General features: G+C 74.8%; 4 protein-coding genes. All 4 read left to right on the forward strand.

Translation table 11 applies throughout. From position 1 onward, the window contains the following. The coding region (locus tag ABZU25_RS25845; RefSeq protein ID WP_355031950.1) for an SDR family NAD(P)-dependent oxidoreductase at window positions 1-3,719 on the forward strand (3,719 nt) is incomplete at its 5' end. Between the two features lie 16 nt (window positions 3,720-3,735). After that, window positions 3,736-15,279, forward strand: coding sequence for an SDR family NAD(P)-dependent oxidoreductase (locus ABZU25_RS25850; RefSeq protein WP_355031951.1), 11,544 nt, complete (start codon window positions 3,736-3,738; stop codon window positions 15,277-15,279). Window positions 15,280-15,308: 29 nt separating this feature from the next. Then, the gene (locus tag ABZU25_RS25855; RefSeq protein ID WP_355031952.1) at window positions 15,309-18,422 is read left to right on the forward strand and encodes a type I polyketide synthase; all 3,114 of its coding nucleotides are present in this window, start codon (window positions 15,309-15,311) and stop codon (window positions 18,420-18,422) included. A 114-nt stretch (window positions 18,423-18,536) separates the two neighbouring features. Continuing rightward, on the forward strand, window positions 18,537-19,994 hold the full coding sequence (locus ABZU25_RS25860; RefSeq protein ID WP_355031953.1) for an FAD-dependent monooxygenase: 1,458 nt from the start codon (window positions 18,537-18,539) through the stop codon (window positions 19,992-19,994).

Consider the following 19,994-nt stretch of genomic DNA (forward strand, 5'->3'; position numbering starts at 1 on the left):
CCCGCACCCGCCACTGGCTCACCGCACCACCACACACCCACACCAACCCCCACACCCTCGGCCTCAACCCCACCACCCACCCCCTCCTCGCCACCACGACGCGGCTGCCTCACCAGGAGGCGACCCTCTACGCCTCGACGCTCAGCGCGCAGACACAGCCCTGGATCCGCGACCACGCCCTGCGCGGCACCGCGCTGCTGCCCGCCACCGCTTACCTCGACCTCGCCCTCCACGCCGGGCTGGCCGCCGGATTCCCGCAGCTGTCCGAACTGACCCTGCAGGCTCCGCTGCTCCTGGCCGAGCCGGCCCGGTTGCACGCCGTGCTCGACAGTGACGGCCCGGACCGGCGCACCCTCACGGTGTACAGCCAGCCAGTCGACGATGCGGCCGGGCCGTGGACGACCCACGCCACCGCCACCCTGACCGCCGGCCGGCCCGAGCCCGCCCCACCCGCCGCGGCCTGGCCACCGGCCGGAGCCGAGCCGCTCGACGTGGACTACGACCGGCTGCACGGACTCGGGCTGAACTACGGGCCCGCCTTCCGCGGCCTCCGCGCCGCCTGGCGGCAGGGGGAGGATCTGTACGCCGAGGTCGCCCTCCCCGCCGAGCAGCACGCCGACGCGGCCCGGTTCATGCTGCACCCGGCGCTGCTCGACGCCGCGCTGCACCCGCTGGCCGCCGCCGGCGACGAGGTTCGCCTGCCGTTCGCGTTCGGCGGCGTCACCCTGCACGCCACCGGGGCCACCGTGCTCCGCGTGCACCTGCGGCGGACCGGCGAGACGGTGGCGATCCACGCGACCGACCCGGCCGGCCAGCCGGTGCTGACCGTGGAGTCACTGGCCGCGCGAGTGGCGCCGACACACGACGTGAACGCCCGCCGGGTGCCGGAGTCGCTGTACGAGCTCGACTGGGTGGCCGCCGCGCCGCAGGAGGTCCCGACCGGGCGATGGGCACTGCTCGGTACGGACGCCGGCCTGTCCGCCGCGCTCGCCGACACCGGCGTGGAACTCACCGGACCGGACGACGCGGACGTCAGGTTCTACCCGTGCCCGACGGCGCCCGACAACGGGCCACAGGCGGTGCTCGACGTACTCGCCGAGGTGCTGTCGGTGCTCCAGGAGACGCTGCGGGGGAACGGCCGGCTGGTGGTGCTGACCCGCGGGGCGGTCGCTGCCGGGCCCGCCGAGTCCCCCGCCGACCTGGCGCACAGCGCGGTGTGGGGTCTGGTGCGCTCGGCGCAGTCGGAGAACCCGGACCGGTTCGTCCTGGTCGACACCGACGCGCTGCCGGCCTCGTACACCCAGGTGCCGCAACTCGCCGGCGGCGCGGAACCACAGCTCGCCGTCCGCGACGGAGTCGCGACGGCCGCCCGGCTCGTCCGCGTCACCGGCGCCGGGCCGCTGGAGCTTCCGTCCGGGCCCGGATCCTGGGCGCTGCGGCTCACCGGCCGAGGCGGCGTCGACGACCTGGCCCTAGAGCCGAACGACAACGCAGACGTTCCGCTCACCGCCGGCCAGGTGCGGATCGCCGTCCGGGCGGCCGGGCTCAACTTCCGGGACGTCCTGCTGGCGCTCGGCATGGTGCCCGATGATGCGCGACCGGCCGGCGGCGAGGCCGCCGGCGTGGTCCTGGAGGTCGCGCCGGACGTCACAACGGTGGCGCCCGGCGACCGAGTGATGGGCCTGCTCTCCGGAGGTGTGGGTCCGGTGTCGGTGACCGACGCCCGGCTGCTGACCCGGGTACCCGCCGGATGGTCGTTCGCCGAGGCGGCCGGCCTGCCGGTGGTCTTCATGACCGCGTTCTACGGCCTGGTCGACCTGGCCGGCCTGAGGGCCGGCGAACGGATCCTGGTGCACGCCGCCACCGGTGGCGTCGGCATGGCCGCGGTGCAACTGGCCCGGAGCATGGGCGCCGAGGTGTACGCCACGGCCAGCCCACCGAAGTGGCCGGTGCTGCGCGCCCAGGGCTTCGACGACGCGCACATCGCCTCGTCACGTGACCTGGGCTTCGCCAGCGAACTGGCCGGCCGGCTGGGCGACGCGCGGATCGACGTGGTGCTCAACTCGCTGGCCCGCGAGTACGTCGACGCCTCTCTCGACCTGCTCGGCCCCGGCGGCCGCTTCCTGGAGATGGGCAAGACCGACATCCGGGACGCGGACGAGGTCGCCGCGCAACGGCCGGGCGTCGGCTACCGGGTCTTCGACCTGCTCGATGCCGGGCCCGACCGGATCCAGGAGATGCTCGTCGAGTTGCGCCAACGGTGCGACGCGGGCGAACTGCGGCCGCTGCCGGTGACCGCGTTCGACGTGCGCCGCGCCCCCGAGGCAATCCGCTATCTCAGCCAGGCGCGGCACGTCGGCAAGGTGGTGCTCACCGTGCCGACGCCGCTCGACCCGGCGGGCACGGTCCTGGTCACCGGCGCCAACGGCATGCTGGGCGGTCGGCTGGCCCGCCATCTCGCGGCCGAGCACGGTGTCCGCCACCTGCTGCTGGTCAGCAGGCGTGGGGCCGAGGCGGAGGGCACCGAAAAGCTGCAAGCCGACCTCGCCGAACTGGGCGCCGAAGCCACCTTCGCGGCCTGTGACACCGCCGACCGGGAAGCGCTGGCGGCGGTGCTCGCCGCCGTCCCGGCCGCTCACCCGCTGACCGCGGTGCTGCACAACGCCGGCGTGCTGGACGACGCCATGGTGCCCGCCCTGACCGACGAGAAGCTGGCCGCCGTGCTGCGGCCCAAGGCAGACGCCTCCTGGCACCTGCACGAACTCACCGCCGGCCAGGACCTGGCCTGGTTCGTGCTCGCCTCCTCGGCGGCCGGCACGTTCGGCACCCCGGGCCAGGGCAACTACGCGGCGGCCAACGCGTACCTGGACGGCCTGGCCCGGATGCGCCGCCGCCACGGGCTCCCGGCCACCAGCCTGGCCTGGGGGCTGTGGGCCGAGGCGAGCGGCATGACCGGACACCTGGGCGACGCCGACCGGGAGCGGCTGCGCCGTGGTGGGACGCGGCCGCTGACCGCCGACGAGGGCCTGACCCTCTTCGACGCGGCGGTGGCGCTGGGCCGTCCGGCGGTGGTGCCGATCCACCTGATGCTGCCCTCGTCGACGGAGCCCGACGGTGACCGTCCGGTGCCGCCGTTGCTGCGGGCACTCACCGGCGCCGCGCCCCGCCGGGCCGCCGGCGAGACGACGGCCGGCGGAGCCTCGACGCTGCGTACCCGGTTGGGCGGGCTCGACCCGGACGGCCAGCGCACGTTCCTGCTCGACCTGGTGCGGATGCACGTGGCCACCGTCCTCGGGCACGCCGAACCCGATCGGGTGACACCCGACCGGGCGTTCCGAGATCTGGGGTTCGACTCCCTCACCGCGGTCGAGCTGCGCAACCGGCTGGCCGCAGCCACCGGGCTCACCCTGCCGGCCACGCTCGTCTTCGACCATCCCACCGCCGTCGAACTGGCGGACCGGCTGCGCGGCGTGCTGCTGCCGGACCTGCCCGACCCGGCCTCGCTGGTGCTGTCCGGGTTGGACGAGATCGACGCGGCGCTGACCGGCCTGAACTGGGATGACCGGGCCCGCACCACGGTCGGCCCGCGGCTGCGCGCCCTGCTCTGGAAGTGGGGCAACGCCGGTGACGAGCCGGGCGACACGGAGACCGGCGACCCGGAGCCGGTCAGTGACGACGAACTGTTCGACGTACTCGACAACGAACTCGGCGCGGTCTGAAGGGGCGGGAACGGTCATGGCCACCGATCAGGAAGACAAGCTCCGCGACTATCTGAAGCGGGCAACCACGGATCTGCGGAAGGCGAACGGGCGGCTGCGTGAACTCAGCGCGCGCGACCACGAGCCGATCGCGGTGATCGGGATGGGGTGCCGCTTCCCGGGCGGAGTGAACACTCCCGAGGAGTTGTGGCGACTGCTCGACGACGGGCGCGACGCGATCACCGGCTTCCCGGACCGGCCTGGCTGGGACGAGGACGCGCTCTTCGACCCGGACCCGGACCACCTGGGCACCACCTACGTGACCCGAGGCGGCTTCCTGCACGACGCCGACCGGTTCGATCCGGACCTGTTCGGCATCAACCCGCGGGAGGCCACCGCGATCGATCCACAGCAGCGGATCCTGCTCGAGACCGGCTGGGAAGCGCTCGAATCGGCCGGCTTCGACCCGACCGGGCTGCGCGGCAGCGACACCGGCGTCTTCCTCGGCGTCATCGCCACCGGGTACGCGCCGCCGCCCGAGTCGGTCCCCGCCGACCTGGAGGGGTACCTGCTCACCGGCAACACCACAAGCGTGGCGTCCGGCCGGTTGGCGTACACGTTCGGGTTGGAGGGGCCGGCCGTCACCATCGACACCGCCTGCTCGTCGTCGTTGGTCGCCGTACACCTGGCCAGTCAGGCTCTGCGCCGCCGTGAGTGCGGCCTGGCGCTGGCCGGCGGCGCCACGGTGATGGGCAACCCTGCCCTGTTCATCGAGTTCAGCCGGCAGCGCGGGCTCGCGCCCGACGGCCGGTGCAAGTCGTTCGCCGACGGCGCCGACGGCACCGGCTTCGCCGAGGGCTGCGGGGTGCTCGTCCTCGAGCGGCTCTCCGACGCGGTGCGACTCGGCCATCCGGTCCTCGCGGTGATCCGTGGCTCGGCGGTCAACCAGGACGGCGCCAGCAACGGATTGACCGCGCCGAGCGGACCAGCCCAGGAAAGGGTTATCGGACAGGCCCTGGCCGACGCGAACCTGGCGCCGATGGACGTCACTGCCGTCGAGGCGCACGGCACCGGTACGGCACTGGGTGACCCGATCGAAGCGGCGGCGGTGCTCGCCGCGTACGGGCGGAACCGGCGGGAGCCACTGCGCCTCGGCTCGATCAAGTCGAACATCGGCCACACCCAGGCGGCCGCCGGCGTCGCCGGGATCATGAAGATGGTGCTGGCGCTGCGGAACCACTCACTGCCGCGCACGCTGCACGCCGACCTGCCCACCTCCCACGTGGACTGGTCGGACCGCTCGGTCGAGTTGCTCACCGAGCCCGCCGACTGGCTCCCCGGCGACCAGCCACGGCGGGCCGGTGTGTCGTCCTTCGGGATCAGCGGCACCAATGCGCACGTCATCGTCGAGGAGGCCCCCGCAGCCGAGGCCGCGCCGGCCGTGTACCCGGGCGGGCCGGTGGCCTGGGCATTCTCCGGTCACGGTGCGTCCGCCCTCCGCGACCAAGCCCGCCGGCTCGCGACGGTGGGCGCCGCGCCGGCCGACGTGGCCTGGTCGCTGGCCACGTCCCGGGCGCTGCTGCCGCACCGGGCCGTGGTGGTCGGCGAGACCGCCGAGGAGATCACCGAGGCCCTCGGCGCGGTGGCCGGTGGCACGTCGACGCCGTCGGTGACCGGACCGGTGGCGTTCCTGTTCTCCGGACAGGGCAGCCAGCGCGCCGGCATGGGGCTGGAGTTGGCCGACGCGTACCCGGTGTTCCGCGCGGCGCTCGACGAGGTGTGCGCGGCCTTCGCGCCCCACCTGCCCCGGCCGCTGCTCGAGGTGCTCGGCGAACCGGACCTGCTGGACCGCACCGGCTGGACGCAGCCGGCGCTGTTCGCGGTCGAGGTGGCGCTGCACCGGCTCCTGCTGTCCTGGGGCGTGCGGCCGGATCTGCTGATCGGCCACTCGATCGGCGAGATCGCCGCAGCCCAGGTGGCCGGAGTGCTGTCGCTGGACGACGCGGCGGCGCTGGTCGCGGCCCGCGGCCGGCTGATGGAGGCGCTGCCGACCGGTGGCGCGATGGCGGCGCTACAGGTGACCGAGGCGGAGCTGAGCGGCGACGACCGGGTCGACATCGCGGCGGTGAACGCGCCCCGCGCCGTCGTGATCTCCGGCGCGGCCGAGGCCGTGACCAAGGTGGCCGCCCGCTGGGCCGCGCAGGGCCGCAAGAGCCGGCTGCTCCGGGTCAGTCACGCGTTCCACTCGCGACGGATGGAGCCCATGCTGGCCGAGTTCCGCCGGGTGGCCGAGTCGCTCACCTACCATCCACCGACGATCCCGGTGATCGCCAACCTCTCCGGCGCGCTGGCCGACGGTGACGACCTGGTCACCGCCGACTACTGGGTCCGGCATGTGCGCGAGGCGGTCCGGTTCGCCGACGGGATGGCCACCGCCGCCGCGCGTGGCATCGCCCACTACGTGGAGGTCGGCCCGGACGCCGTCCTCGCCCCGATGGCGGCCGAGTGCCTGCCGGCCGACAGCGCGTCGGTCACCGCCACCCAGCGGCGCGGCCGGCCGGAGGCGCGCAGCCTGCTCACCGGCCTGGGCCGGGCCTTCGAGGCCGGCGTACCGGTCGACTGGTCGGCGGTGCTGGCCGGATGCGGTGGACGGCGCGTCGGACTGCCCACCTACCCGTTCCAGCACGGGTCGTACTGGCTGCGGCCCGAGCGGGCGGGCGACATGGCCGCGGCGGGGCTGCGGTCGGCCGGTCACCCGATCCTCGGCGCGATGGTCCAGCTCGCCGACGCGGGCGGGCACCTGCTCAGCGGATCGTTGTCCCGGCGTACCCACCCGTGGCTGGCCGACCACGTCGTGCTGGACGCCGTGCTGCTGCCCGGCACCGCATTCGTCGAGCTGGCGCTGCTGGCCGCCCGCCAGGCCGGCTACGGCCGGGTCGACGACCTCACGCTGCACGCGCCGCTGGTGCTGCCCGAACGTGACGCCGTCGCGGTGCAGCTCGCCGTCGGCGCACCGGACGACGACGGCCACGGCGTCGTGTCGGTGCACTCCCGGCCCGCCGCCGAGGACGGCGTCTGGACCTGCCACGCCACCGGCCGGTTGTCCCGGGCCGGGGAGCCGGTCGAGGTTCCCCGGTGGACGACCGAGGACGCGGAGCCGCTGGCCGTCGACGATGCCTACGACCGGCTGGCCCGGCTCGGTTACCGGTACGGTCCGGCCTTCCGAGGGCTGCGCGCCGCCTGGCGCGACGGCCCGGACCTGCTCGCCGAGGTGCACCTGCCGGAAGCCGAGCACGCCGACGCCGGAAAGTTCGGCATCCACCCGGCGCTGCTCGACGCCGCCCTGCACGCGCTGATCGCCGCCGCCGGCGAGGACGAGCCCGCCCGGTTGCCGTTCGCCTGGTCCGGGGTGACGCTGCACGCCTCGGCCGCCACCGACCTGCGGGTCCGGCTACGCCGCGACGGCGACGCGGTCGGGCTGATCGCTGTCGACGAGGACGGAGCGCCGGTGGTCGGCGTGGACCGCCTGGAACTCCGCGCCGTCTCGGCCGACCAGCTGCGGACCGCCGACGAGGAGTACACGGTGGCCTGGACCCCCGTGCCCACACCGGAGCCGGAAGCGACGCCGGACGACACGACGATCACAGTGCCGTACGGCGACACCGACGCGCTGCGCACCGTGCTGGCCGCGGTCCGCGCCGGACTGGCCGGCGACGGACGGCTCGTCGTGCGGACCGAGCTGGCCGTGCCCGCGGCGCCCGCAGCGGGCGGCGACGACCCGAACGGGGCTGCCGTCTGGGGTCTGGTCCGGACGGTGCAGAGTGAGCACCCGGGCCGGGTGGTACTGATCGACGTGGACCGCTCGCCCGCCTCCGAGGCCGCCGTTCCGGCCGCGCTCGCCACCGGCGAACCGCAGCTGGCGGTACGCGACGGCCGGGTGTTGGCGCCCCGGCTCGAACGGGCCGGCGCCGCGTCCGAGCTGCCCACCACCGACCGTCCGTGGCGCCTGGACGTGTCCGGTCGGGGCAGCCTCGACGAGCTGATGGTGGTCGACCGGGTCGCCGGCCCGCCCGGGCCGGGCGAGGTGAGCATCCGGGTTCGCGCCGCCGGCCTGAACTTCCGCGACGTGCTGATCGGCCTCGGCATGTATCCGGGCGACGCCGACCTGGGCAGCGAGGCGAGCGGCGTCGTCGAGGCGGTCGGCACGGGCGTGTCGGCGCTGTCCCCCGGTGACCGGGTCGCCGGCCTGTTCGCGGGCGCGCTCGCCGAGGTCGCGGTCACCGACGCCCGCCTGGTCACCCGCATCCCCGACGAGTGGTCGTACGCCACCGCGGCGGGAGTGCCGATCGTGTTTCTCACCGCCTACTATGCGCTCACCGACCTCGGCCAGCTGCGGGCCGGGGAACGGCTGCTCGTGCACTCGGCGGCCGGTGGCGTCGGCATGGCCGCCGTGCAGCTCGCCCGACACCTGGGCGCCGAGGTGTTCGGCACCGCGAGCCCGGCCAAGTGGACGGCGGTCGGGCTGGACGACGAACACGTCGCCTCGTCCCGGACCCTCGACTTCGCCACCGCCTTCCTGGCCGCCACCGACGGCGACGGCGTCGACGTGGTGCTCGACTCGCTGGCCCAGGAGTTCGTCGACGCGTCGCTGGCCCTGCTGCCTCGCGGCGGCCGCTTCCTGGAGATGGGTAAGACCGACATCCGCGACCCGCAGCGGGTGGCCGCCGACCACCCGGGCGTCGCGTACCGCGCGTTCGACCTCATGGAGGCCGGCCCGGACCGGATCCGCGAGATGCTCGGTGAGCTGATGGCGCTGTTCACGCGGGGCGTGCTCCGACCGCTGCCCACCACGGTGTGGGACATCCGGCAGGCCGCCGAGGCGCTGCGGTACCTGAGCCAGGCACGGCAGATCGGCAAGGTCGTGGTGACCGTGCCCCGGCCGTTGGACCCGGCCGGGACCGTCCTGGTCACCGGCGGCACCGGTGCCCTCGGCGCGCTGCTCGCCCGGCACCTGGTCGAGCGACACGGGGTACGTCGCCTGCTGCTGGTCGGCCGGCGCGGCGAGCAGACACCGGGCGCCGTCGAACTGGTCGGCGAACTGGCCGCGGCCGGCGCCGAGGCGGTGGTGGCCGCGTGCGACGTGTCCGACCGGGACGCGGTTGCGCGGCTGCTCGCCTCGGTGCCGGCCGACCGGCCGCTGACCGCTGTCGTCCACGCCGCCGGCCGCACCGACGACGGCCTGGTGGACGCGCTCACACCGGACCGGCTGGCCACAGTGCTGGCACCCAAGGCGGACGGCGCGCGGCACCTGCACGAACTCACCGCCGGAACGGACCTCGCGGCGTTCGTGCTCTTCTCCTCGGTGGCCGGCACGCTCGGCAACCCGGGACAGGCCGGCTACGCGGCCGCCAACGCGTACCTCGAAGGGTTGGCCGGTCGGCGGCGGCGGCTCGGGCTGCCGGCGGTGGCCATGGTGTGGGGGTTGTGGGAGGACCCGAGCGGGCTGACCGACCGGCTCGGCGAGGCCGACCGCGCTCGGATCGCCCGCGGTGGGCTCCGGCCGTTGACCGCCTCGCAGGGGCTCGCCATGTTCGACCGGGCCCTGGCCGGTGGCCGGACCGCGCCCGTGCTGGCCCGGCTCGACACGGCGGCCCTGCGCGAACGGGCCGCGGCCGGTGAGGTGCCGGCGATCCTGCGCGGCCTGGTCCGGCCGTCGACCCGTCGCGCCCGGTCCGGGGCCGCTGTGACGGGAGGCTCGGCGCTGGCCGCCCGGCTCGCCGGGCGGACCTCGGCGGAACGAACCGAGCTGCTGATCACTGTGGTCCGCGAGCAGGTCGCCGCGGTCCTCGGCCACGCCGGTGGCGACCGGATCGACCCGGCGGCGGCGTTCACCGACCTCGGCTTCGACTCGCTCACCGGCGTCGAACTGCGCAACCGGCTCGACGCCGCGACGGGGCTCAGGCTGCCCGCCACGCTCGTCTTCGACTACCCGACCGCGGCAGCGTTGGCTGGTTATCTGGCGACCGCCCTCGAACCGGCGGCCGTGCGGGCCGCCGCGTCCAGCGGGCGGGTACGCGGGTCCGCGGTCGCCGACGAGCCGATCGCCATCGTGGCGGCCGGCTGCCGTTACCCGGGTGGTGTTCGCTCACCCGAGGATCTGTGGCGACTGGTGTCCACCGGCACCGACGCCATCGGCCCGTTCCCGGACAATCGCGGCTGGGACACCGAGCGGCTCTACGACCCGGACCCGGAGCACGCCGGGACCAGCTACACCCGGGCCGGTGGGTTCATCGATGACGCGGACGCGTTCGACGCCGGGTTCTTCGGCATCAACCCTCGCGAGGCGCTGGCCACCGACCCGCAGCAGCGGCTTCTGCTCGAACTGGCCTGGGAGGTCCTCGAACGGGCGGGCATCGACCCGGGCGAACTGCGCGGCAGCGCCACCGGCGTCTACGCCGGCGTGATCGCGTCGGACTACGGCAGCCACCTCGGCCGTGTTCCGGAGGACCTGGAGGGCTACCTCTCCACCGGCACCACCACGAGCGTGGCGTCCGGTCGGGTCGCCTATCAGTTCGGCTTCGAGGGGCCGGCCATGACCATCGACACGGCGTGTTCGTCGTCGCTTGTCGCGATCCACCTGGCCGGCGCGGCGCTGCGCCGAGGCGAGTGTGACCTGGCGCTGGCCGGCGGAGCCACGGTGCTCGCCTCGCCCCGGTCCTTCGTGGAGTTCAGCCGCCAGCGGGCGTTGTCCCCGGACGGTCGGTGCAAGGCGTTCGCGGCCGGCGCGGACGGCACCGGCTGGGGCGAGGGCGCCGGGCTGATCCTGTTGGAGCGGTTGTCCGACGCCCGCCGCAACGGCCACCCGGTGCTCGCCGTGCTGCGCGGCTCGGCGATCAACTCGGACGGCGCCAGCAACGGTCTGACCGCACCGAACGGCCCCTCGCAACAGCGGGTGATCCGGCAGGCCCTGGCCGACGCCGGACTGAGTGCCGCCGACGTCGACGCCGTCGAGGCGCACGGCACCGGAACCGCGCTCGGCGACCCGATCGAGGCGCAGGCGCTGCTGGCCACGTACGGCGCCGAGAGGTCCGCGGAGCGGCCGCTGTGGCTCGGCTCGATCAAGTCGAACATCGGACACACTCTCGCCGCGGCCGGCGTGGCCGGCGTGATCAAGCTGGCCATGGCGATGCGGCACGGGCAACTGCCGCCGACCCTGCACGCCGCCGAGCCGTCGCCCCACGTGGACTGGTCCGACGGCACCGTGCGGCTGCTCACGCAGGCGCAGCCCTGGACGCCCGGTGAGCATCCGCGCCGGGCCGCGGTGTCCTCGTTCGGCATCAGCGGCACCAACGCCCACCTCGTCCTCGAGGAGGCACCCGCACCCAGCGAGACGCCGAACCCGGATCCCGCACCGGCAACCGCCTGGCTGCTCTCCGGGCGCACCGAGGGCGGCCTCCGTACGCAGGCCGGCCTCATCCGGGCGTACGCGGAGGGCCGGCCTGACCTTCCGGTCACCGCCATCGCCACCGTCCTCGCCCGGGGCCGGGCCGCCCTGCCGCTGCGCGCCGCAGTGGTCGGCGCCGACCGGACCGACCTGCTCGCCGGACTGGCCGCGGTGGCCCGCGGTGAGCCGGCCGCCACGACGGTGCAGGGCACAGCCACCGAACGCGGCAAGGTCGTGCTGGTCTTCCCCGGCCAGGGCAGCCAGTGGGCCGCCATGGCCGCCGGCCTGCTGGACACCGCCCCGGTGTTCGCGGCGGCGATCGCCGACTGCGACGCCGCGCTCAGCCGGCACGTCGACTGGTCGCTGCTGGACGTACTGCGCGGCGAGCCCGACGCGCCCACCCTGGACCGGGTCGACGTGGTCCAGCCGGTGTTGTTCGCGATGATGGTCTCGCTCGCCGCGCTCTGGCGTGCGCTCGGCGTGCGTCCGGACGCGGTGGTCGGCCACTCCCAGGGTGAGATCGCCGCGGCGTACGTGGCTGGCGCGCTGACCCTCGACGAGGCCTGCCGGATCGTCGCGCTGCGCAGCCGGGCGATCGTGGCGCTGGCCGGGCGCGGTGGCATGGTCTCGGTGCCGCGGCCGGCCGCCGAGGTCGACGAGCTGCTGGGCCAGTGGCCGGGTCGGATCTCGCTGGCGGCGGTCAACGGACCGAACGCCACTGTGGTCTCGGGTGACCCGGCTGCCCTGGACGAGCTCATGGCCGCCTGTGAGCAGGCGGACATCCGGGCCCGCCGGGTGCAGGTGGACTACGCCTCACACTCGGCGCACGTCGAGGAACTGCGCGCCGAGATCCTCGCGGCGTTGGACGGGATGGACCCGCGCCCCGCCGAGGTGCCCTGCTACTCGACAGTCACCGGCGGACCGCTCGACACCGCCGAGATGAACGCCGACTACTGGTACCGCAACCTGCGGCAGCCGGTGCGCTTCGCCGACGCGGTGGCCGCGCTGCACGCCGACGGCTACCGCACCTTCATCGAGTGCAGCGCCCACCCGGTGCTCACCGGGGCTGTCCAGGACACCGTGGAGGCCCTCGACGCCGGCGGAGCGCCCAGCGCGGTGCTGGGTACGCTGCGCCGCGAGCGCGGCGGCTGGGATCAGGTGCTGCTGGCCGCTGCCACCGCGCACGCGCAGGGGTTGCGGATCGACTGGGCGGCGGTGCTGCCCGGCCCGGTGGACCCGACCGGCCTGCCCACCTACCCGTTCCAGCGGCAGCGCTACTGGCTCACCGGCGCCGCCGAGGTCGGCGACGTCTCGGCGGCCGGGCTCACCGCGACCGAGCACCCGTTCCTGGGCGCGGAGGTGCGGCTGGCGGGCGAGCGGGGCAGCGTCTTCACCGGACGACTCGCCCTGGCCGACCATCCCTGGCTGGCCGATCACGTGGTGGCCGGCACCACCGTGCTGCCCGGCACCGCCCTTGTCGACCTGGCGCTGTGGGTGGGCGCGCGGGTCGGCCGCCCGGCGGTGAGCGAGCTGACCCTGCACGCGCCGCTGGTGCTGCCGGATGCCGGTGCCGCCCAGGTGCAGGTGGTGGTGGACGCCGCCGCCGGCGGTCCGGCTCCGCTGACGGTCTGGTCCCGGCCGGAGGCCGACCCGGACGGCGAGTGGACGCGGCACGCCGTCGGCGTGCTGGTCGACGAGCCGCCCGAGTCGGTCCCGACGCCGGCCGGAAGTTGGCCGCCGCCGAACGCCGAGCCGGTCGACGTGCCCGGTCGGTACGACGCCTTCGAGGCGGCGGGCCTGGACTACGGGCCGACATTCCGCGGGCTGCGCGGGGTGTGGCGCCTCGGCGACGAGGTCTACGCCGAGGTGTCGCTGCCGGAGGAGGCACACGCGGACGCGGGCCGTTTCGGCCTGCACCCGGCGTTGCTGGACGCGGCCCTGCACGCGGCCGGCGATCTGAGCACCGGCGGCGTGGCGCAGGACGGCGCGCGGCTGCCGTTCGCGTGGAGCGGCGTACGACTGATCAGAACCGCCGCCACCACGCTGCGGGTACGGCTCACCGCGGCCGGTCCGGACACGGTGACGCTGACCGCCGCGGACGAAGCGGGCCGGCCGGTGGCCGTGGTCGAGGCGCTCGCGGTCCGGCCGGTCGGGCCGGAGATGCTCGCCGGGCTGCGCGCCGGTCACCTGCGGCGCGCGCTGCACGCGGTGGAGTGGGCACCGGTCTATCCCGACGCCGCCGATGCCACGGACGCCCCGATGGCCGGGTACGCGGTGCTCGGCCCGGACGTCCTCGGCCTCGCCGACGAGCTGGGCCGGCACGGGCCGGTCACGGTGCACGGCTCCCCGGCCGAGCTGGCCGAGGCGGTCACCGCCGGGGCTCCGACGCCCGACGTGCTGGTGCTGCCGTGCCCACCGGCAACCGGGCCGACCGACCTGCCCGCCGAGGTCGGCCACCGGTTGGCGGAGACTCTGGCGGTCCTTCAGGAGTGGCTCGCCGATGACCGGTACGCCGGCGCGCGCGTGCTGGTGGTGACCAGTGGCGCGGTCGCCGTGCCCGCCGGCTCGGGCGTCACCGACCTGCTGAACGCCCCGGTCTGGGGCCTGGTCCGTGCCATTCAGACCGAGCACCCGGGCCGGATCGGTCTTGTCGACGTGAGTGGACCGGGCGGCCTCAGCCGGGCCCTCACCGTCGCTCTCGGTGGCGACGAGCCGCAGCTGGCCGTCCGCGACCAGGTGCTGTACGCGGCCCGGCTGGCGACCCTGCCGCCGGCCGCCGGCTCGGCGCCGGAGCTGGGTTCGGACGGCACCGTGCTGATCACCGGTGGCACCGGGTGGATCGGCGGCCTGCTGGCCCGGCACCTGGTGCACCGGCAGGGCGTACGCCGGCTGTTGCTGTTGAGCCGGTCCGGCCCGAACGCCTCGGGCGCCGCCGAGCTGGTGGCCGAACTCGAGGCCGCCGGCGCGACGGCCGACGTGGTCGCCTGCGACACCGCGGACCGGCAGGCGCTCGCCGCGGCGCTGGCCACGGTGCCCGAGGCGCACCCGGTCACCGCGGTCCTGCACACCGCCGGGGTGCTCGACGACGCCACCCTCGGCACCCTCACCCCGCAGCGGTTGGCCCGGGTGCTGCGGCCCAAGGTGGACGCGGCCTGGCATCTGCACCAGCTCACCGCCGACCAGCCGCTGCGGGCGTTCGTGCTGTTCTCCTCGTTCGCCGGCACGCTCGGTAACGCCGGCCAGGCCAACTACGCGGCGGCCAACGCGTTCCTGGACGCGCTGGCCGAGCACCGCCGGCTGCACGGCCTGCCGGCCACCGCGATGGCCTGGGGCCTGTGGGAGCAGGACAGCGGCATGGCCGCCCAGTTGGGCACCGGTCGGGTGACCCGGATGGCCCGCAGCGGCCTGATCGCCATCCCGGCCGAGCAGGGCATGGAGCTGTTCGACGCGGCCCGAGCCCTCGACCTGCCGGTCGTGGCGCCCGCTCTGATCGACGCGGTGGCGCTGCGCGGACACGCCGAATCCGGGTTGCTGCCGGCGCTGCTGCGCGGGCTGGTCCGGACGCCGCGGCACCGGGACGCCGAGCCGGCCGGCGGCTCACTGCTCGCCGACCTGTCCGGGCGGCCCGAGTCGGAGCAGCGGGCGGTGCTGCTACAGCTGATCACCTCGACCGTCGCGGCCGTGCTCGGTCACGGCCCCGACTACCGCGTCGATTCCGGGCAGGCGTTCAAGGACCTGGGGTTCGACTCCCTCACCGCTGTCGAGCTGCGAAACCGGCTTACCGCGGCCACCGGCATGCGACTGGCGCCGACCCTGGTCTTCGATTACCCCACCCCGGCCGCGCTCGCCGAGCACGTCCGCGAGGCGCTCGTGCCGGACGCACCCGACGCGTCCTCGCCGGTGCTTGCCGAACTCGACCGGCTGCGCACCACGCTGGGCACCGTTCCGCCCGGTGCGGACCTCGAGACCCGGCTGGTCATCACCCGGAAATTGCAGGCGGTGCTGGCCGACTGGCAGGAGGCGGGCGCGCCGGCGGCGGACGCCGCCGAGGACGTGGTGGACGAGCACCTGCGGTCGGCCGACGCCGCCGAGATCTTCGACTTCATCGACAAGGAGCTGGGCCGCTCGCTCAGCTGAGCCCGCGACCCGGACGGAGAGGGATACCGATGACGGCTGACGACAAGACGATGGAATATCTCCGGTGGACCACCGCGGAGCTGCGCAAGACGCGCCAGCGCCTGGCGGAGCTCGAGGCGGCGCTGCCGGAGCCGATCGCCATCGTTTCGATGAGCTGCCGCTATCCGTGCGGCGTGGACAGCCCGGAGCGGCTGTGGGACCTGCTGGTCGCTGGCGGCGACGCGACGGGCGAGTTCCCGACCGACCGCGGCTGGCGGGTGGACGACCTCTACGACCCGGACCCGGACCGCAGCGGCCACTCGTACACCCGCAGGGGCGGCTTCCTGCACGACGCGGCGGAGTTCGATCCGGCGTTCTTCGGCATGAGCCCACGGGAGGCGACGGCCACCGACCCGCAGCAGCGGATCCTGCTCGAACTCGCCTGGGAGGCACTGGAGCGGGCCGGCATCGACCCGGTGTCGGTGCGCGGTAGCCGCACCGGCGTGTTCGGCGGAGTGATGTACGGCGACTACGGCGCGCGGCTGCCCGAGGCGCCCAAGGAGTACGAGGCGTTCCTGCGCAACGGCAGCGCGGGCAGCGTCGCCACCGGGCGGGTGGCGTACACCCTCGGGCTCGAGGGGCAGGCGGTCACTGTCGACACGGCGTGCTCGTCGTCCCTGGTGTCGCTCCACCTGGCGGCCCAGGCGCTCCGCCGCGGGGAGTGCACCCTCGCACTGGCCGGCGGGGTCACCGTGATGGCCACGCCGGGTCTGTTCGTGGAGTTCAGCCGGCAGCGCGGCCTGGCGCCGGACGGCCGCTGCAAGTCCTTCTCGGACGCGGCCGACGGCGCCGGGTTCAGTGAGGGGGCCGGCCTGCTCCTGCTCGAACGGCTGTCGGACGCCCGCCGCAACGGCCATCCGGTGCTCGCTGTCATCCGCGGCAGCGCGGTGAACCAGGACGGTGCCAGCAACGGGCTGACCGCACCGAACGGACCGTCCCAACAGCGGGTGATCCGCCAGGCCCTGGCCGACGCCGGGCTGACCGCCGCCGACGTCGACGCCGTCGAGGCCCACGGCACCGGCACCACCCTCGGCGACCCGATCGAAGCGCAGGCACTGATCGCCACCTACGGCGCGGAGAGGTCCGCGGAGCGGCCGCTGCGGCTCGGCTCGATCAAGTCGAACATCGGGCACACCCAGGCCGCTGCCGGCGTGGCCGGCGTGATCAAGGTGGTGCTCGCGCTGCGGCACGACCTGCTGCCGCGCACACTGCACGCCGGCGCACCGAGCACCCACGTGGATTGGAGCGCCGGCACTGTGGCGCTGCTCAACGAGCCGGTGCAGTGGCCGGGCGGCGACGTCCCGCGCCGCGCCGCGGTGTCCTCGTTCGGCATCAGCGGCACCAACGCCCACCTGATCATCGAACAGGCCCCCGACGCCAGCAGCGCCGAACCGACGGTCGACGCCCCCGTTCCGGCCGTGGTGCCCTGGACGGTCTCGGCCCGGACCGCGGCGGCGCTGCGGGACCAGGCCGCTCGGCTGCACGCGCACCTCAGCGAGCGGCCGGAACTCGGCCTCGCCGCCGCCGGGCGGGCACTGGCGACCACTCGCACCCGGTTTGACCACCGCGCCGCGGTCGTCGCCGCCAACCGCGCAGACCTGCTGGGCGGTCTGGCCGCACTGGCCGCGGGAGAGCGGGCCACCAACGTGGTGAGCGGCTTCGCCGGCACCCCACCACGTACCGCTTTCCTGTTCACCGGGCAGGGCAGCCAGCGTCCCGGCATGGGACGGCAGCTCGCGGCCGAGTTCCCGGTGTTCGCCGCCGCCCTGGACGAGGTCTGCACGCACCTCGACCCGCACCTGCCGCGGCCGTTGCGCGAGGTGATGTTCGCCGATTCCGACAGTGCCCTGCTGGACCGCACCCAGTACACCCAGGCCGCGCTCTTCGCCCTGGAGACGGCCCTGTTCCGGCTGCTCGAACACCTCGGTCTGCGCCCGGACCTGGTCGCCGGCCACTCGATCGGCGAAATCGCGGCCGCGCACGCCGCCGGAGTCTTCACCCTCGCCGACGCGTGCCGGCTCGTCGCGGCTCGCGGCCGACTGATGGAGTCCGCCCGCGAGGGCGGCGCCATGGTCGCTGTGCAGGCCAACGAGGAGGAGCTGCTCGCCTCGATCGACACTCCGGAGACGGTCGCCGTGGCCGTGCTGAACTCGCCCGCCTCGGCGGTGCTCGCCGGAGACGAGGCGGACGTGCTGCGGATCGCCGAGGGGTGGCGTGGCCGCGGCCGCAAGACCCACCGGCTGCGGGTGAGCCACGCCTTCCACTCGCCGCACATGGATTCCGTGCTGGCCGAGTTCGAGGCGGTGGCCCGCGAGCTGAGCTACGCGCCGCCGCAGATCACCGTCGTCTCCACTGTCACCGGGCAGGTGGCCCGCGAGGAGCTGGCGACCGCAGGCTACTGGGTACGGCAGGTCCGGCAGACCGTACGCTTCGCCGACGCCGTCACCTGCCTGCACGGCCAGGGCGCGAGCATCTACCTGGAGCTGGGCCCGGAGCCGACGCTGACGCAACTGGTGCCCGAGTGCCTGCCGGGCAGCACCCCGGTCCTGGCGCCGGTCCTGCGCGGCCGCCGGCCCGAGCCGCTCACCTTCGGCCTCGCGGTGGCCCACGCGTACGTGCACGGCGCCACTGTGGACTGGGCGGCGTTCCTGCCCGGCTCGGGCGAGGTGCCGACACCGCTGCCGACGTACGCCTTCCGCCGCCGCCGCTACTGGCTCGACGCGCCCGGCGTCCCCCCGGCGGGTTGGCTCGACGGGCTAGCGGTCGCGGCCCCCGACGACCCGGACGAGACCGGGCCGATTCGGCATCGCCTGACGTCGGTGCCGGCCGGTGACCGGGAGCCGTACCTCTTCGACCTGGTCCGCCGGCACGCCGCTGGCGTGCTCGGCCACGCCACCACCGACGAGGTCGACGACGACGCGGAGTTCATGGCCCTGGGCTTCTCCTCGTTCACCGCGCTGGAGTTGCGCAACCTGCTCTGCGCGGAGACCGGGCTGGCCCTCCCGCCGGTCGCCATCTACGAGCACCCCACCGTGGCCTCGCTGGTCCGCTATCTCGACGCGGAACTCGCCGCCGCCGAGTTGGTCGTCCAGGAGGCCGCATGACCACGCCGGCCGTCCCCCGGGTCGCCGTGGCCGAGCCGGATCCGCGTACTCCGGGGGCCTGCCCCGGCCGGCACGGCAACACCCCGCTCTAGCCCGTTCGACCGAAGGAGTGCCATGACCAGATCAGTCGTCATCGCCGGTGGTGGACCCGCCGGCCTGTTGCTGGCCGGCGAGCTTGCGCTGGCCGGCGTGGACGTCGAGGTGATCGAGCGCCGGAGCGTGCCACCGGAACGCTGTGACGGCATGGCGGTCCACGCCCGCTGCCTCGAGACGCTCGACCTGCGCGGGCTGGCCGCGCCGGTACGCGACCACCTGTTCCCGTGGCCGCGTACGCCGTTCTCGCTGCTCTGGCTCGATCTGGACGCCGGCAGCGAGCGGGACCTGACGTACGGCTTCCCGCAGGTCCGCCTGGAGGCGGTGCTCGCGGCGCGGGCCGAGCAACTCGGCGCCCGGATCAGTCGGGGTGCCGAGGTGACCGCCTTCGCGCAGGACGAGGACGGGGTGACAGTGACAGTGCGCTCCGCCGGGGACGAGCGGCAGGTGCGCGCCTCGTACCTGGTCGGCTGCGACGGGCCGGACAGCGTGGTGCGAACGCTGGCCGGGATCACCTTGGACGGGAGCCTGCCGGCCTACTACGGCATCCTCGGGGACGTCACGCTCACCGACGACCTGCACGAGCTGTTCGACGCCGGGCCGCGGCCGGGCGGCCTGTTCGGTGCGCTGCCCATCGAGCCCGGAAAGATCCGGCTGATGTCCATCGAGTTCGATCGTGAACCGGTGCGGGACGCCGCGCCACCGACGGCGGCCGAGCTGGCCGCGAGTCTGGGCCGGCTCACCGGCCGGGTGCCGAAGATCGACGACACTCACTACATCTCCCGGTTCGGACACGCCACCCGGCTGGCCGACCGGTACCGCTCCGGCCGGGTGCTGGTGGCCGGCGACGCCGCCCACCAGCTCTTCATCTCCGGTACGCAGGGTTTGAACACCGCCATCCAGGACGTGATGAACCTGGGTTGGAAGCTCGCGGCGGTGGTCAACGGATGGGCGTCCGAGGAACTGCTGGACACGTACGAGGCCGAGCGCCGCCCGGTCGGTGCCCGGATGGTCCGGCACGCCGAGGCCACCCTGACGCTGCTGCACCCACTGACCCGGCTGACCGCGCTGCGGGAGCTGTTCGGCGATCTCATCGAGATTCCGGAGGTGAGCCGACGGCTGCTCCGCATGCCCACCGAGGTCAGATACCCGCTCGGCAACGACCATCCGCTGATTGGTACGCAGGTGCCGCCGATGGACGTCCACACCGCGGAGGCCCACCGGCCGTTGGCGGAGTTGTTCCACGACGGGCGCGGGGTACTACTGCTGAGCGATGGGGTGACCGGCGACACCCCGACTCGTTCCGACCGGGTGCGCGTGGTGACCGTCGAGCGCCACCCGGATCTGGACGCCGACGCGGTCCTGCTGCGGCCGGACGGGCACGTGGCGTACGCCGGGCCGGTCGGCGGCGCGCTCGACGCGGCGCTGAGCCGCTGGTTCGGCGCGGCGGACCGCGCTGCGGTCGGCTCGCCCGCCTGA

It is taken from the genome of Micromonospora sp. NPDC005215 (genome assembly GCF_040607915.1).
Taxonomy (GTDB): domain Bacteria; phylum Actinomycetota; class Actinomycetes; order Mycobacteriales; family Micromonosporaceae; genus Micromonospora.

Bases quoted from the DNA above. Each gene is read 5' to 3' on its own strand.
- ABZU25_RS25860 (WP_355031953.1), top strand. From the start codon at position 18,537: ATGACCAGATCAGTCGTCATCGCCGGTGGTGGACCCGCCGGCCTGTTG.
- ABZU25_RS25850 (WP_355031951.1), top strand. From the start codon at position 3,736: ATGGCCACCGATCAGGAAGACAAGCTCCGCGACTATCTGAAGCGGGCA.
- ABZU25_RS25855 (WP_355031952.1), top strand. From the start codon at position 15,309: ATGACGGCTGACGACAAGACGATGGAATATCTCCGGTGGACCACCGCG.